The 15,984-nt window shown below is 67.4% G+C and carries 15 protein-coding genes; 9 read left to right on the top strand and 6 right to left on the bottom strand.

Annotated features, from left to right (window positions below; genetic code table 11):
- Positions 1-218: 218 nt before the first annotated feature.
- The 6 genes from ABDB87_RS08820 to ABDB87_RS08795 form a co-directional block, all read right to left on the bottom strand.
- Complete coding sequence (locus tag ABDB87_RS08820) at positions 219-545, bottom strand: DUF3325 family protein (protein WP_345926046.1); 327 nt, start codon at positions 543-545, stop codon at positions 219-221.
- Positions 538-2,235, bottom strand: a complete 1,698-nt coding sequence (locus ABDB87_RS08815; protein ID WP_345926044.1) for a PepSY-associated TM helix domain-containing protein — start codon at positions 2,233-2,235, stop codon at positions 538-540. The genes ABDB87_RS08820 and ABDB87_RS08815 overlap by 8 nt, the downstream gene beginning before the upstream one ends.
- Before the next feature lie 10 nt (positions 2,236-2,245).
- Entirely contained in the window at positions 2,246-2,605 is a 360-nt protein-coding gene (locus ABDB87_RS08810) for a hypothetical protein (RefSeq protein ID WP_345926042.1), read from the bottom strand.
- An 88-nt stretch (positions 2,606-2,693) separates the two neighbouring features.
- Positions 2,694-5,069: a TonB-dependent siderophore receptor gene (locus ABDB87_RS08805; RefSeq protein WP_345926040.1), complete on the bottom strand. Its 2,376-nt coding sequence runs from the start codon at positions 5,067-5,069 to the stop codon at positions 2,694-2,696.
- Positions 5,070-5,196: 127 nt separating this feature from the next.
- Positions 5,197-6,348 (bottom strand): FecR family protein, encoded by a 1,152-nt coding sequence (locus ABDB87_RS08800; RefSeq protein ID WP_345926038.1) that lies wholly within the window; start codon positions 6,346-6,348, stop codon positions 5,197-5,199.
- Positions 6,349-6,437: 89 nt separating this feature from the next.
- The gene (locus ABDB87_RS08795; protein ID WP_345926036.1) at positions 6,438-7,013 is read right to left on the bottom strand and encodes an RNA polymerase sigma factor; all 576 of its coding nucleotides are present in this window, start codon (positions 7,011-7,013) and stop codon (positions 6,438-6,440) included.
- Between the two features lie 160 nt (positions 7,014-7,173).
- Here ABDB87_RS08795 and ABDB87_RS08790 point away from each other — a divergent pair, with 160 nt between their 5' ends.
- The 9 genes from ABDB87_RS08790 to ABDB87_RS08750 all read left to right on the top strand — a co-directional run bounded on the left by ABDB87_RS08790 (position 7,174) and on the right by ABDB87_RS08750 (position 15,983).
- Complete coding sequence (locus tag ABDB87_RS08790; RefSeq protein WP_345926035.1) at positions 7,174-7,623, top strand: hemerythrin domain-containing protein; 450 nt, start codon at positions 7,174-7,176, stop codon at positions 7,621-7,623.
- Complete coding sequence (locus tag ABDB87_RS08785; protein WP_345926033.1) at positions 7,620-7,847, top strand: DUF2249 domain-containing protein; 228 nt, start codon at positions 7,620-7,622, stop codon at positions 7,845-7,847. The genes ABDB87_RS08790 and ABDB87_RS08785 overlap by 4 nt, the downstream gene beginning before the upstream one ends.
- A 7-nt stretch (positions 7,848-7,854) precedes the next feature.
- Positions 7,855-9,144, top strand: coding sequence for a hypothetical protein (locus tag ABDB87_RS08780; protein ID WP_345926031.1), 1,290 nt, complete (start codon positions 7,855-7,857; stop codon positions 9,142-9,144).
- A 72-nt stretch (positions 9,145-9,216) separates the two neighbouring features.
- Entirely contained in the window at positions 9,217-10,227 is a 1,011-nt protein-coding gene (locus ABDB87_RS08775; protein WP_345926029.1) for a LacI family DNA-binding transcriptional regulator, read from the top strand.
- A gap of 100 nt (positions 10,228-10,327) precedes the next feature.
- Positions 10,328-11,419 carry a lactonase family protein gene (locus tag ABDB87_RS08770; protein ID WP_345926027.1) on the top strand — a complete coding sequence of 364 codons (1,092 nt, stop codon included), beginning with the start codon at positions 10,328-10,330 and terminating at the stop codon, positions 11,417-11,419.
- A gap of 505 nt (positions 11,420-11,924) precedes the next feature.
- Positions 11,925-13,031 (top strand): ABC transporter ATP-binding protein, encoded by a 1,107-nt coding sequence (locus tag ABDB87_RS08765; protein WP_345926026.1) that lies wholly within the window; start codon positions 11,925-11,927, stop codon positions 13,029-13,031.
- Positions 13,032-13,071: 40 nt separating this feature from the next.
- Positions 13,072-14,223, top strand: a complete 1,152-nt coding sequence (locus tag ABDB87_RS08760) for an extracellular solute-binding protein (RefSeq protein WP_345926025.1) — start codon at positions 13,072-13,074, stop codon at positions 14,221-14,223.
- A gap of 42 nt (positions 14,224-14,265) precedes the next feature.
- Positions 14,266-15,171 carry an ABC transporter permease gene (locus ABDB87_RS08755; RefSeq protein WP_345926023.1) on the top strand — a complete coding sequence of 302 codons (906 nt, stop codon included), beginning with the start codon at positions 14,266-14,268 and terminating at the stop codon, positions 15,169-15,171.
- Positions 15,168-15,983 carry an ABC transporter permease gene (locus tag ABDB87_RS08750; protein ID WP_345926021.1) on the top strand — a complete coding sequence of 272 codons (816 nt, stop codon included), beginning with the start codon at positions 15,168-15,170 and terminating at the stop codon, positions 15,981-15,983. The genes ABDB87_RS08755 and ABDB87_RS08750 overlap by 4 nt, the downstream gene beginning before the upstream one ends.
- Position 15,984: the final 1 nt, after the last annotated feature.

Below are 15,984 nucleotides of genomic sequence, written 5' to 3'. Positions count from 1 at the left end.
TCGGGAGTCGGGAGTCGGGAGTCGGGAGTCGGGAGTCGGGAGTCGGGAGTCGGGAGTCGGGAGTCGGGAGTCGGGAGTCGGGAAGGATGTTGTCGATGCCCGGTGCGAGGCAAGACATTTTTTCGCTGGTGCGGCGACGGGTCGTCGCGCAGGAAGCGGCGGGCACGCACAGGGGATGGCGCATCACGACGCACGCGGCGCCGTGATGCGGGTGGGGCTCAGCGCCGGGTGGTGGCCAGCGGGCAGAAGAGGCGCAGCAGGGCGGGCTGCCAGGCGAGGGTAAAGGCGACCGCCAGCGCGCCGGCGGCGAGCAGCATGAACCAGACGAGGATGGCCATCGAGGGGCGGTCCGCGGCGAGGCAGGCCAGTGCCGAGAGGGCGAGACTCAGTGCGCCGGCGGTGCGCAGCAGGCGGCGCAAAGGCGCGGCCTGGGCTGCGGGACGGCTCATGACCTGATCCCAGTGCGCCGTCATGGCGAGCGCCAGCCAGACCATGCCGGTGAGGGCGAGCAGTGCGGCGAGGCACAGCCAGTATGCACTATGCATGGACCACCTCCGCAGCGGGGTCCCGCGTGACGAGGCGCTGGCGCTGCGCGCGGCGGGCAAGCACGCGCGCAGCGACGAGGGCCAGCACGGCACTGGTCAGCAGGCTCAGATCCACACCGGCGACGGCCATGTAGGGCTCGAGGATCAGGGTGCGCAGCAGGTGGTCGCCCGTCGTGATCCAGTTCGCGAGCACGGCCGCGACGGCCAGGCCCGCGATGGCGAAACACTGCTCGCGCCAGGCCGGGTTGCTGCCACCGCGCGAGACTACCGCGCCGCGCAGCGCAGCATGCGCGAAGCTCGCGAGCCACACGCCCCAGAAGATGCGCTGCTCCCAGTCGCCCTTGCCGATGAGCGCTTCGGGCAGCAGGCGGTTGGCGAGCAGCATGCCCAGCGTGGCGACCAGCATGCCGGTCACGCAGCCCACGGCGAGCGCATCGACAACGCGTGCGCCCTGGCTGCCGGCACGTGCATGGGCGGCCTTGCGTTTCTCGACGAAGAACAGGAAGCCGGTGGCGATGCAGGCGCAGCCGGCGAGTCCGCCCAGCACATAGAGCCAGCGCAGCGTCCAGTGCTCGAAGTGCTGCAGGTGCAGGCCGGTAAGAAACTCGTTGAGCCCCTGGACCGGCGTGCGCGGCGGCTCCTCGCGCAGGACTTCGCCGGTGCTGGCCTTGAAGTGGATGGCCTCGCCCACCAGCGCCACGCGATCGCTGCCGGCGCGGTAGATGCTCACATAGCCGTTCGCATCCCCCAGATGATGAATCTGCAGGAAACCGATCTCGCCGGCCATGTCGTGCGCGGCCCAGCGGCGCTTGGCCTCGGCCATCATCGCGTCGACCGAGGCGAGGGGTGCCGCCACGCCGGCGCGCTGATGCGGCAGACCGGTTTCGCGCGCCTCGACGACTTCGTGCCGGTCATGCAGCGGCTTGAGCTGGAATTGCGAAACCGGAAAGTAGTAGTAGCCGGCGAAGATCAGCACGCCGGTAAAGGCGAAGAAGAAATGGAAGGGCAGCGCCACCACGCCGCTGAGGTTGTGCAGGTCCAGCAGGCTGCGCTGGGTCTGCTTCTGCGGGCGGAAGGTAAAGAACTCGCGGAAGATCTTGCGGTGCATGATTACGCCGCTCACCAATGCCACGAGCATGATGATGCCCGCCAGCCCGACGATGAAGGTGCCGAGATTCTTCCACTGCCAGTTCAGGCTGTAATGCAGCGGGAAGAACCACTGGCTGCCGATCTTGAGCTGGTCGGCGCGCACCGCTTCGCCGCTGCGCGGGTCGATGGTGGCATTGCCGTGGATGTGGTTCTCCAGGCTCTCGTCTTTCGGGTTCGGCACCCGGAAGCCGGCACCAATGGCCAGCACCGGATCGCGGTGGGTGGTGTAGGCCCAGTACTCGTCAGGCGGCAATTCGAGGCGCGGCGTCGGTGCGCCCCTGGCCGGGTCATGCAGTGCCGGCATGTTGAGCGCATAGTCGGCTTCATCGGGTGTCAGGCGGGCGAAAGCCGGCGCCAGCACCTTGTCGAAGGACGGCATGGGCTGCGGCTCGAAGCGGGTTTCGGGCAGGGCCCAGCGGTCGAACTCGCGGTCGAACACCGACAGCGCGCCGAAGAAGAAGCAGACCATCAGCACATAGCCGAGGGCGAGGCCGAACCAGGTGTGCAGCCAGGCCATGGACTGGCGGAAATTGGCGAACATCGCGCGCTCCTCAGGACAGGATCATGCGCTGCAGCTCAAGCGCGATCAGGTTGAACAGCAGCGAGCCGCCCAGCAGCACGGCCCACACGCGAAGCGTGCTGGGCGCTGCGAAGGCCCACATGACGATGCCGCCAAACAGCAGCACACCCAGCATCAGGGAAGCGGTTTCGGCGTCGTGGAACTCGCTGCCGAGCGCAGCAAGGCCCGCCGTAGCGAAGGCCACGAAGCTCCATGAAGCCGCCCAGCCACCGATCACTGCAGCCAGCACCCGGAGCGGGATGTCGAGGCTTTTCAAGGGAAAAACGGAAGTCCGGTCCATCTTGTTCTCTCTGCTGTTGATGCCATTTTCATAAACCGACAGGCGTTTCATGCGACAGGCCCGCCCGGTACGGAACCGGACAGGCCTGCAGGTCCGGGTTCCTCGAACCCGGTGCGCCCTCTTCCGTCAGGGACGGAAATCAGAGCTTGTAGTCGAGCGTCAGGTAAGCACTGCGCGGCTCGCCATAGACAGCGCCATAGGCGATGCCGGTGACATACTTCTTGTCAAACAGGTTGTTCAGGTTGAGCCGGGCGGACAACTCCTTCGTGATCTGATAGCGGGCGAAGGCGTCCGACACGAAATAGGCATCCTGACGTGCGCCACCGGTCTTCCTCGCGTCGGAATTCCAGCGGGTAGCAAGCCCCAGACGCAACTCGGGCAGGCCCGGCACGGCGCTGTCGAAGCGGGCCTTCACCTGCGTGCGCGGCACCCATTCGTAGATGTCGTTGCCATCCGGCCCGGTCAGCTTGAGGCGGGTGAAGCCCAGCGCGAGATTGGTCTCGCGCGCGAGCTTGCCGGTGGCTTCGAGCTCGAAGCCGGTGGACTTCACGTCTTTCGGCACGTAGTAATAATTGCCGGCCGCATTCAGGCCCTCATAGGTCGCCAGCCCTTCCTGCTTCGCGCTGAAGACCGAGGCGGTGGTGAGCAGGCGCTTGTCCAGCCAGTCGGCCTTCACGCCGACTTCGCGGTTCACGCCCTTCATCGGGTCGAGGTAGGCGCCATTGATGTCGGTCTGGTCCTGGTTCTGGAAGATCTCGGAGTAGGACACATAGCCCAGCAGGTTGCGGGTGATGTCCCAGGTCAGACCGTAGTAGGGGCTGGCCTTGCGGGTGTCCGGATACTCGGTGGTGGTCGTGGCCGAACCGTAGCGCGAGCTGCCTTCGCGCGAGAGCTTCACTGCATTGATGCCGAGAATCGCGCGCACCTCGTCGCTCAGCGCAAGACGGGTCGCGCCATAGAGGCGGGTCAGGCGCTGCTCGCTGCCGGTGCTCGGCGAGCGCTCGCCCCACTTCGGTTCCTTGTAGACGCTGCCGCCGAACGGGAAGGCCGGCAGCGGGTTCAGCATGTCGCTGGTATCCACCGCCCAGGTGTCGGTGTCTACCTTCTCGATGGAATGGCTCAGGCCGGTGATCAGCTCGTGCTTGCGACCCAGCAGGCTGAAGCTGCCACTGAGGTTGAGATCGAAGAGATCGCTCTCGGTGGTGGTGAAGCTGCGATAGGGCCAGCCGACCAGGCCGGTGTTGTCATAGTTCAGCGAGCCGGTGGTAGGCGAGTAGGCGTAGAGCAGTGCGGTCTCTTCCTCGGCATGGCGCTTGTTGTAGGTGAACTTGGCTTCCCAGTTGTCACCGAGGAACTGGGTGTATTCGACAAAGCCGGTGGTGGACTTGGTGTTCCAGTAGGTCCAGTCCTGCGAAGTCGAGGCATTGGTGTCGAAGCTCGCCTGGCTGCCGTCCGGATAGTTCAGCGTGAGCGAGCCCCACATCGGCGATTTCTGGTGATTGTTCTGATCGGTCACACCCACGGTCAGCACGCCGCTGCTGCCGACCTGTGCGTCGACCACGCCATAGAGCGTGGTGTTGCGATCGTTCAGGCTGCGGGTCCAGGAGTTCTTGTCCTGCTGGATCAGCACGACGCGGCCGGCCACGGTGCCGTCTTCGGTGAGCACCTTGTTGTAGTCGAGCGCCACGCGCTTCTTGTCCCAGGAGCCGCCTTCGAGCAGGAACTCGCCCTGGTCCTTGTTGGTGGGGCGCTTGCGCACATAGTTCACCGTGCCAGAGGCATTGCCCACGCCGGTGAGCAGGCCGTTGGCGCCACGGATGACTTCGATCTTGTCGTAGAGGAAGGTGTCTTCCTTGCCGACCACTGTGCCCCAGCTGTTGGTCATGCCGAGGCCGTCGACCTGCGTGAGCTGGATTTCATAGCCGCGCGACTCGAAGGTGGCGCGGTTGGTTTCGTACTGCTCCACATTGATGCCGGTGACCATCTGCAACGCCTTGTTGCTGTCGGTCACGCCGTAATCCTGCATTTCTTCGCTGGTGAAGGTGGTGATGGACTGCGGAGTCTCCTTGATCTCCATCGGCAGGCCGGTCGCGCCCTTCGAGACGCGGTTCTCGCGCAGGCTGGTCACCGTCATCGCCGGCAGCTCGGTCGGCTCGGAGGCGGTGCGCGGCGGCTTCCTGACGAGCACGGCACTGCCATCCACACTGGCTTCCAGACCGCTGCCCGCCAGCAGGCGATCCAGCGCCTGACGCGGGGTCAGCTGGCCGGAGACCGCCGGCGCCGTCTTGCCGGCGACCAGATCCGCCGCGAAGGAGAGCTGCAGATTGGCCTGACGGGCCAGCTCGTTGAGCGCCTGGCCCAGCCCCTGAGCCGGAATGTTGAAGGCCACTGCGGCCAGCGTGGCGCTCTGGGCGTGCGCCGGAGTGATCTGACCTGCTGTCAGGGCAAGGACGAGGGCGACGGCGGCGGCCATCGGTGCCGGAGTGAAACGCGTGTTCTGCAGCGCTGCGCGCATGGAAAAAACTCCTGAATCGGGGGTGTTGGATGCCGGACCCGGCCGTGCGCCGGTAGTCCTCCTGCAGGAGAAGACGCAGCACGCAACAGAAGCCTCATGTTGCAAATGAGAATTCTTCCACTTTTTTTCAGGGCGTGTCGGCAACCACTTCGGTGAGCCCGCCCCGCGCGACGAGTCGCACCGGCAGGATCTGCGGCAAGGCCCTTGCAAACTGCTTCGACTGCCCCACGCCGAAGCTGCCGCCCACCTTCAGCGCAGCGACCGCCGGGTCACGCACCACCAGCCCGGTCGGGCCATAGCGCTCGAACTCGGCAATCGCATCGGCCAGCGGGGTCTGGTCAAAACTCACCCGACCACTGCGCCAGGCCGCTACCGACGCGGCGCTGAGCGGCGTGACCTCGCCAAAGCGGTCGTGCCCGTCCACCACCAGACGCTGGCCGGCGGTGAGCAGGCGCTCGGGCTGGGTCGTGGCCGGATCCGCCGAGGCCACGCGCACCCGGCCTTCCTCGACTTCCACCACGGTCTGGCCGGCGTCGCGCCCGCTGCCGGCATGACGCACCGAAAACCGGGTGCCGACCACCGTGATCCGCAGCCCTCCGGCCGTTACATGAAAAGGGCGTTCGGTGTCGTGATGCACGCTGAACATGGCCTCGCCCTCTTCCAGACGGACTTCGCGATGCGCACGATAAAGACTCACATCGAGCCGGGTCGCGGTGTCGAGCGCCACCCGGCTGCCATCGGCCGGCGCATCCGGCAGCACCACCGCCAGTTGCTGACCGCGCACGGTGGCATAGGTCTGCTCGAAAAGCGGCTGTTGCCGCCAGGCCTGCCAGCCGAACCAGGCCGCGCCGCACACCACGAAGGCCAGTGCCGCCAGCGCGGCATGCGGCAGGCACAGCTCCAGCCAGCCCGCCCAGCTGCGGGGCCGCACCACGGTACCGCGCACCGGCCCGGAAGCCGCCGCAAGCCCTGAGCCCCCGGGCAGCCGGGCCGGCCCCGCCAGCCCCTGTCTGAGTGCAGCGCGCTCGCCGGCGGGCAGTTGCTGCAGATCGCCGAAGGTGCGGTCCATGTCGTCCAGCGCCTCGCCATGCCGCGGATCGGCCGCCAGCCAGTCGGCCAGCGCCCGTTCGCCTTCGGCGTCCAGCCCGTTGCGGCGGCGCAGGGCCCAGGTCGCGGCCTCGAGCTCGACCGGATCCTGGCTGCGGGCGAAGTCCTCGAACTCGCGCGCTTCGGCATCAGCGGAGTCGGCAGGCAGGGGGTCGGCGGGAAGCGGGTTCATGGCGGGGGCAAAGGCGGGCTGATGCAGGGTGGACGCTCGGGGAGGGCGGCGCCCTCACCCCCTGCCGGCGGATTGTACGATCGGGCAGGTCATGCCCCGGGCCGGGCGGCCCCGGCGGCAAGGCTGCGCTGACACTGGCGGCAGGCCAGCATGCCGCGAACGATGTGCTTCTCGACCATGCTGACCGACACCGACATCTGCCGGGCGATCTCCGCCTGGCTCAGCTCGTCGAACACATACAGCACGAAAGCCTCACGGCAGCGCGGCGGCAGCGCCTCGATCGCCGCCACATAGGCCTGGATCACCTGCTGCGAGGCCAGCGCGGCCTCCGGTTCAAGATGCCGCGGCGCCGGCGGATGCTGGGCCTCGGGCACGGCGTCCAGCGCTTCATGCCGGCGCACGGTATCGCGGCGGTACTGGTCGACGATCAGGTTGCGCGCGGTGCGGTAGAGCAGCGCCCGCATGTCGAGCACGACCTGCCCGGCGCCCTGCGCGGTGAGCACGCGCAGAAAGCTCTCCTGCGCGAGATCGGCCGCCAGTTCCCGGTCATTGACCTGATGCGTCAGGAAGCTCAGCAGCTCGCGGTGATAGCGCTCCAGCACGGTGAATCCACTCAGACCGGTTGAACAGACGAGACGCCGGTGGCGCCCGGAAACATTTGACAATAAGAATTGTTCTCATTTAACCACATTGCCATCGATTTGTGTCAGGGCGGACGCGCCCGACCGCGCCGGGGGGCTTGACCCGGGTCAATTACAGTCGCCTCAAGCGATTCGCATACTCCGGGCACACCCTGCCCCGATTCCTTGCACGGACTTTGTCACCATGAGCACTCCCCGTTTCGACCAGTTCCTCACCGCCGACCATCGCGCCTGCGACGCCCTGCTGGGCGAGCTGCGCAGCGCCGCCCGCGCCGGCGACTGGACAGCCGCCCGCGCCGCCCTCGCCAGCCTGCAGCACGATGTGCTCGCCCACTTCGCCGCCGAGGAAGAGATCCTCTTTCCCGCCTTCGAAACCCGTACCGGCATGAGCTGCGGCCCCACCCGGGTGATGCGCATGGAGCATGAGGAAGCCCGCGCGCTGCTGCAGGATCTGGCCGACGCAGTGGCCGATTCGGACGCCGACGGCGTGCGCGGCCACGGCGAAACGCTGCTGATCCTGCTCCAGCAGCACAACATGAAGGAGGAAAACATCCTCTATCCGACCGCACTGAATGTGGCGCAGAACGATGCGCCCGCGCTCAGCGAACAGATCATCGCGCGCCGCCAGGCATGACGCCCCTGCTCGACGTTCGCGGCCTGCCGCCCTGCGAGCCCTTCGACCGGATCATGGCCGCGCTTGATGTGCTGCCGGCCGGCGCCGTGCAGGAAGTGCTGATCCACCGCGAACCGGTGCCGCTCTACGACTGGCTGCGCGACAACGGCTTCGCCTGGAAAGGCGGGCCCGAGCCAGCCGCGGATGGCGGCACGCAATACCGCTTCTTCATCCGTCAGGCCTGAGGCCGCCATGCAGATCGTTTCCACCGAAGCCTCGCCTGCGCCGGGGCTTTCCTTCGCGCATTTCATCGCCGGCCTCGGCGGCATGCTGGCCGCCGCGCTGCTGCTGGCCTGGCAGCCGGAGGCCCTCCTGACCCGCTGGCATCCGGCCACGCTCGCTGCCGTGCATCTCTTTGCGCTGGCCGGGATGATGCCGGTGATGCTGGGCGCGCTGTTCCAGTTCGTGCCGGTCGCCTGCGGCCTCGCGTTGCCGCGCTTCGGTGCCGGAGACTGGCTGCTGCTGGCCGCCCTGCAGACCGGTGCCGGCGGACTCGCGGCCGGCTTTCTGAACGGCAGCGTGCTCAGCCTCTCGCTGGGCGGCAGCCTGGCCCTGCTCGCACTGCTGACGGCCGGCGCCCGCCTGGCCTGGGCGCTGTGGCGGCAGAAACTCTCCGCTGCGCTGGTGGCCAGCCTGCGCCGCGGCGCGCTGGCGCTCTTCGCCACGCTGGCGCTGGCCACGGTGCTGCTGGGCGTGATGAGCCATGGCTGGCAGCTGCCTTTCATGGCGCTGGTCGACTGGCATGCGCAGTGGGGGCTCGCCGGCTGGATCGGCGGCCTGATCGCCGCGGTGGCCGGCATGGTAGTGCCGATGTTTCATGTCACGGAAAACTATCCGCAGCGCTGGGAACGGGCCCTGCGCCTGCTGCTGCCGGCGCTGGTCTGCAGCGGACTCGGCATGTTGTCCGGCCAGGCCTGGCTCGCCTGCCTGGCGGTCATCCTGCTCGCGGCGCTTGCCGCCGGTTTCGGCCTCATCAGCGCACGGCGCGTGCTGGCCTCCAGGCGCGGCGAGAAAGACGCCTTCCATTACGGCTGGCTGCTCGTCGCGCTGCTGGCCATGCTGCTCGCGCCGCTGGGGCTCGTCGCGCATTTCTCGACCGATCCGCGCTGGGGCATGGCCTTCGGCATCACCGCGCTGGCCGGTCTGGGCGGGATCACGGTCAGCGTGATGCTCTACCGCATCGTGCCCTTCCTGATCTGGCTGCACTGGCAGCGTGCCAACAAGGCCCGCGCGCGCCTGCCGCTGTTGCACCGGATCGTGCCCGAAGCCGGCCAGCGCATCGAGCTCGCGGCCGAAGCCCTGGCCGTCGGCCTGCTCGCCGCGGCCACGTTCTTTCCGGCCCTCGCCCTGCCCGCTGCGACGCTGCTGGCGCTCGCCCGGCTGGGCCAGATCCTGCTGCTGAGCCACGCAATGCTGGACTTCCGCGAGCGTCTGGCCGTGCTGCGCAGCCTGCCGCCGAAAGTGCGCCCCGCCAGCCACTGACCGGCAGGCGCCCGGCCGGGCGTGTCATCGTTCCGTCATGATCCGCCGGGCCCGGGCCGCTACACTGCGACCATGGATCTCCCCACCCTCAGCCGCCGCGCCACCATCGACGACGTGGCCGAGCTGGCCGGCGTTTCGCGCTCGGCCGTGTCACGCACCTTCACCGCGGGCGCCAGCGTGTCGCCCCGGATGCGCGAGCGCGTCGAGCAGGCCGCCGGCGCGCTCGGCTACAAGCCCAATGCGCTTGCCCGGGTGCTCACCACCCGGCGCAACCGGCTGGTGGCCTTCCTCTCCGGCTACCAGCACAACCTGCATGACGCCGGGTATCACGACCGCATCCTGGCGGGCCTAAAGGCCGAAGGCTTCCGCGTGCTGCATGTGCATATCGGCCCGGGCGAGGACGCCGGCCGGGCACTGGTCGACGCGCTGGATTTCCCGGTCTCGGTGGCCGTAGTGGCGGGTGGCAGCATCGATGAAGACAGCATCGCGACCTGCATCCGGCTGCGCACGCCGCTGGTGCTCTGCTCGGGCGAAGCCGGCGGGCAGGCCGCCGTGGACTGCATCAACAGCGACAACGCCGCCGGTACGCGTGCCGCACTCGATCACCTGGTCGGTCGCGGCTGCCGGCGCATCGCCTGCCTGGCCGGCACGCGCGGCATGTTTGCCACCCGCGAACGGCTGGAAGCCTTCCAGACCGGCATGAAAGCGCACGGCCTTGATCCGGCAGGCGTCATTCATGGCGACTTCAGCTTCGAGGGCGGGCTCGCCGCCGCGCGCCTTCTGCTCGAACAGCAGCCACGGCCTGACGCCCTGCTGTGTGCGAACGATGCGATGGCGCTCGGCGCGCTCACCGCGGCACGCGAGCTGATGCAGCTGCGCGTGCCGGATGATGTCGCGATCTTCGGCTTCGACGACGTGCCGATGGCCGCCTGGCCCGGTTTTGCGCTGAGCACGGTGCGCAATCCGGTCGAGGAAAAGGCGCGCCTGATCTGCGAGCGCACCCGCCTGCGTGCCAGCACGCCGCACTGCGAAGCGCTCAACGCGCGCCTCGCGATGCCGCTGGTGCTGCGCAGCACTGCCTGAAAGCCGTGCGACACGTATCAGGGTAAGCCGCCGGAACTTGTCATTGTCATCGGGGCAGTGCCGTGCATACTCCGGCCTTCAGACCCCACAGGAGACGACAATGAAGACCGCCAAACCCGCCACCGGACGGATCGCGAAACTGATGGCTTCCCTGCTGCTGAGCACCGCCGGCCTCGCCCAGGCCACCACCATCGTCTATGTCTCGAACGCGGAAACGAAGGACATTTCAGTATTCTCGCTCGACCCCGCCGACGGCCGCCTCGATCCGCTGCAGACCTTCAGCGTCGGCGGCCAGATCATGCCGATGGCCATCTCGGCCGATCGCCAGCGCCTCTACGCCGCGCTGCGCTCCAAACCCTACACGGTGATCGCGCTCAGCGTGACGCCGAAAACCGGCCTGCTCGCCGAACTGGGCTCGGCACCGCTGCCGGAGAGCATGGCCAACATCTCGCTGGATCGCAGCGGCAAGTTCCTCTTTGCCGCCTCCTACGGCGGCAACCAGGTCAGCGTGAGCCCGCTCGACGCAGCAGGCGTGCCGCAGGCCGCCAGCCAGATCCTGCCGACGCCGCCGATGGCGCACCAGATCACCGCCCGCGCCGACAACACCGTGGTGTATGCCAGCTCGCTCGGCGGCGACCAGCTGCTGCGCTTCCGCTTCGACGCGGCCAAGGGCGAGCTGAGCCCTGCCGCCGGCCCGGCGCTGAGCCTGCCGGCCAAGTCCGGCCCGCGCCACTTCGTGTTCTCCGCCGACCAGCGCTTCATCTATCTGCTCGACGAACTCGACGCCCGCCTGCATGTGCTGCAGGCTGACGCCAAGGCCGAGCAGCTGCCACTGCTGCAGACGGTGAGCACCCTGCCCGCCGGCTTCGAAGGCACGCCTGCGGCCGCCGACCTGCACCTCACGCCGGACGGCCGCTTCCTCTACGCCTCGGAGCGCGGCTCGAACACGCTCGCCGGTTTCCGCGTCGATGCGAAAAGCGGCCAGCTGACGCCCATCGGCAACTGGCCCACCGAGACTCAGCCACGCGGCTTCAACATTTCGCCCGACGGCCAGTACCTGCTCGCGGTCGGCCAGAAAACCCACCAGCTCAGCGCCTACCGCATCGACCCGAAGAGCGGCGAACTCAGCCTGCTGGCCCGCTATGCCACCGGCCGCAACCCGAACTGGGTCGAGATCATCGAGCTGAAGTAAAGGCTTGAGGCGCGCAACCGCGCCCCAAACCTTTCCGTAGGGCGCCCTGAGCGAATGCGAAGCGCGCCGTAGCAGCTGAGCAAATACGGAGCGTGCCGCAGCCGGCACAACAACCCACAACGTGCCCTCGATACGCCGGCCTGCCCACACAAGCCCCTCGGGCACGACACTCCTCATACGGCGCGCTTCGCTGCGCTCACGGCGCCCTACGGATCGGCCCGCCGTGACCAACACGCATTTTCGTAGGGCGCCCCGAGCGAATGCGAAGCGCGGCGCAGCAACCCGATGCAACAAACCACAACGCGCCCTTGATACCCCGGCCTGCCCGCACAGAAGCTTCGGGTCCGACACCCCTCATGCGGCGCGCTTCGCTGCGCTCACGGCGCCCTACGGCTCGGGGCGGCCCAGCAGTCGGAGCGCGCTGGAATCCTCGCCTTCGTCATCAGACTGACATTTTGCTCGGGTAGTTTTGCAACCGGTTGCAAAACAGATCCAGGTGTCGCTGATGAATCCCGAAAGCATGATTTCGATCCGCGAGCTGCGGGTGTCCTACCAGGACACGCCGGTGCTCAAGGGCATTGATCTGGAGATCCGCAAGGGCGAGATGATCGCGCTGCTGGGCGCTTCGGGTTGCGGCAAGACGACGCTGCTGCGCACGCTGGCCGGTTTCACGCCGGCCGAAGCCGGGCGCATCCAGGTTCAGGGGCGCGATGTACTCGACCTGCCCCCGGAGCAGCGCGGCATGGTGATGGTTTTCCAGTCCTACGCGCTGTGGCCGCATATGACAGTGGCACAGAACATCGGCTATGGGCTGCGCCTGCGCGGCACGCCGAAAGCGGCCGTGGCCCGCCGTGTGGACGAGGTGCTCGAGCTGCTCGGCCTCGCCGGTTTCGGCGAACGCAAGGTCACCCAGCTCTCGGGCGGACAACGCCAGCGCGTGGCGCTGGGCCGGGCGCTGGCGGTGGAGCCTTCCATCCTGCTGCTCGACGAGCCCCTGTCGAATCTCGATGCAGGCATCCGCCAGCAGATGCGCCATGAAATCCGCAGCCTGCAGCGCCAGCTGGGGCTGACCTCGGTGCTGGTCACCCATGACCGCGAGGAAGCGCTCGCGATGGCGGATCGCGTGGTGATCCTGAATGCGGGTCGCATCGAGCAGGCCGGCAGCCCGGAAGAAGTCTTCAGCCAGCCGGCCACGCCCTATGTGGCGAACTTCATGGGCGCGGCGAACACCCTCGCCTGTCATCCGCAGGCGCAGGCTGACAGCTCGCGGATCCAGCTCTGCCTGGCGGGCGAAACGGCCGCGCCGGTGCTGGAGTTGGCTGCGAATCACCCCGCGCTGCGCGAGGGCGCCGCCACCCGCGTGCATTTCCGCAGCGAAGCGGCCAGCCTGCATGCGCCGGGCGCGCTGATGGACGACAGCCTCTGCCTGCCCGGCCGCATCGGCCACAGCAGTTTTCTGGGGCACGCCTGGCGCTGCGAGGTGCAGACCGCAGGCGGCAGCTTCCTCGTCGACCATCCCGTTGGCATGAAGCCGGGCGACGAAGTGCTGATGAGCGTGCCGGCCGGGCGCCTCCATCTCTTCCCCGAACCCATTCCCGTGCCGGCTCACTGAGCCGGCCGGCATCCACCCCGCAACACCTGAGGACTGACAGATGAAGCTACATCAAGGCATTTCCGCCCTCGCGCTGGCCGTGGCACTGAGCCTGGGCTCGACGGCCAGCCACGCGGAAACCGTGCTGACCGTCGTGACCGGCGGCTCGCAGAACATGGTCGACTATGTGACCGACTATCTCGGCCCGCTGTTCGAGAAGAGCCATCCCGGCGTGAAAGTGAAGGCCATCGGCGTGGGCCCGGACGATGCCGGCTCGCAGAAGATCCTCGAGAAGCTGCAGGCGCAGAAGGATGCGGGTGCGAAGAGCTGGGACGTGGATGTGGTGGTGCCCAACCAGCAGAAGACCGGCGAGATGGTGAAAGCCGGCCTGCTGATGAAATATCGCGACAGCATTCCGACCGGCAAGTATGCGGTGAGCGGCTCCAGCAAGATGGCGCTGGGCGTGAACGTGGACGGCTATGTGATGCCGATGTTCGAAAGCCAGACCGCGATTGCCTACAACCCGGCGCTGGTGGCCAAGGTACCGGCGAGCTATGACGAGCTGCGCCAGTGGGTGGCGAAGAATCCGAAGGCCTTCGGCTACAACGGCATCAAGGGCGGCATGTCGGGTGTCGCCTTCATGGTGGGCTGGATGTATGCCTACGGTGGCAATGCAGGCGTCATTCAGAACGGCCCCTACGATGCGAAGCATGAAGCCGGCTGGGACAAGGCCATGGCCGAGCTGAAGGAATTCAACAACCAGGTCACCTTCACGCCGGGCAATGCCGGCACCCTGGACATGCTCAATCGCGGCGAGATCGCGATGGGGCCGGTGTGGGTCGACATGTTCTACAGCTGGAAGGCCGATGGCCGCCTCTCGCCCGACATGAAGATCAAGCTGATCGCCCCCGGCATGCCCGGCCAGCCCTACTACTACGCGGTGCCGGCAAAAGCCGCCAATGCCGCGCTGGCGAAGGAATTCATCGCGCTGGCGACCAGCCCGCAGGTGCAGGCCGAAGGCATCGTGAAGCGCTTCAACTGGTATCCGGGCATTGACCCGAACGCAGTGAAGCCGGCGCTGAGCAGCAAGGACTGGAACACCCTCTTCGTGGATGTGACGCCTGCCGAACTGGCGAAGAACGCCAAGCCCTTCCCGCTGGCCCCCTTCTTCGCCGACATGCGCGAGCGCTACGAAGCCAAGGTCCAGAACTGATCCTGCTGCCCGGACCGTCCGCGCCCGGCGCGGACGGTTCTCATGATGGTCTTGCCGATGCACACCCTCACGCTTGAAGCCCCTGCTGCCGCGCAGCCTCCTGCCCGGCCACGCCTGCCCCGCGGCGCGGGCCTGCTGCTCCTGCTCGTTCCGGCCCTGACAGCAGTGGCCGCCCTCTTCGTCTATCCGCTGTGCCTGTCGCTGCTGCATGCCTTCCGCGACGAGAAGGCGGGCGGCTGGAGCCTCGCGAATTTTTCCCGTGCCTGGACGCTGTATTCCAGTGACATTCTGCTGACGCTCGGCGTGGTCGTGCTCTCCACGCTGCTGATCGCACTCTTCGCCGTCATGATCGCCGGCTATCTCACCCTGGGCGAGAACCGCCGCGCGGTCGCCGTGCTGCGCTGGCTGTATCGCTGGCCGATGTTCATCCCGGTGGTGGTCGCCGGCCAGATGATGCGCACCTTCCTCGCCAAGAATGGCCTGATGAACAACGCGCTGATGGCCAGCGGCCTGCTCGAGCCCCTGCAGGCGATGAGCTTTCTCGACTGGCGCGGCATGGTCTTCACCTTCGTCTGGAAGCAGTTGCCGTTTGCCACGCTGCTGCTCGCCGGCGCAATGGCCTCGCTGGACCGCTCGATGATCGAAGCCGGCCGCAACCTGGGTGCGAGCCGCCTGCGCGTGCTGGGCGGCATCGTGCTGCCGCAAGTGATGCCGACGCTGCTGGTGGGGCTGATCCTCTCCTTCGTCGCCATCCTCTCGGTGCTGTCGGTGCCGATGATGATCAACGCCGGCAGCCCGACCCTGATCACCGTGGATATGGCCTGGCGGGTCGCCTCCTACGCCGACTACGGCGTGGCCAACGCGCTGGGCTTCATCTCCTGGCTGATGTGCGGTGCTGCGGCCTGGGTCTATCTGCGCCAGGGCCTGCGTGACCGGAGCGGCACATGAACAGGCTCCTCTCCTTCGGTGGCAGCGCGCTGCGCAGCCTGCTGATCCTGCTGCTGGCGATCGCGATCTTCGGCCCGCTGCTGAACCTGCTTCTGTGGAGCGTGGCCGAAGCCTGGTACTTCCCGTCAAAACTGCCGCTGCACTGGGGCTTCAGCTATTGGGGACGGGTCTTCCGGCCGGAAGCCGGCGCGATGCTGGCGCTGTCGAAAAGCATCCTGATCGCGCTGCTGACGGTGAGCCTCAGCACCCTGCTGGCGATCCCCGCCGGCTATGCACTGTCGCGCCGCAGCCTGCCGCTGCGCAGCGTCTTTCTGCTGGTTTTCCTGCTGCCCCAGGCCTTCCCGGCCATTGCGGTGCATCTGAACATGGCCCGCATTTTCTACAGCCTCGGGCTCAACGGCACGATCACCGGCGTGGTGCTGGTGCACACGCTGCAGGGGCTGGTGTTCTCGGTGTGGATCAGCTCGGCCGCGTTCGCCGCCATCGCGTCCGATCAGGTGGAGGCGGCGCGCAATCTGGGCGCCTCGCCGCTCGCAGCCTTCTTCCGCATCACGCTGCCGCAGGCCAGCCCCGGCATCATCGCCAGCGCAATCTTCGTCTTCCTGATCTCGATGGACGAGTTCTCCGGCAGCTTCTTCGTCGGCTCGCCCAACATCGTCACACTGCCGCTGCAACTGTATTCGGCCGCCATGGAGGGCAACTACCAGATCGCCTCGATCACCGCGCTGATCCTGCTGCTGCCCTCGATCCTGTTCATGTTCATCGTCGAACGCTTCCTGCGTTCGGATGTGCTGGCACGCGTGGGAACCTGAG

It is taken from the genome of Uliginosibacterium paludis (assembly GCF_039631355.1).
Classification (GTDB): Bacteria; Pseudomonadota; Gammaproteobacteria; order Burkholderiales; family Rhodocyclaceae; genus Uliginosibacterium; species Uliginosibacterium paludis.
This window is presented reverse-complemented; position numbering and strand designations above follow the sequence as displayed.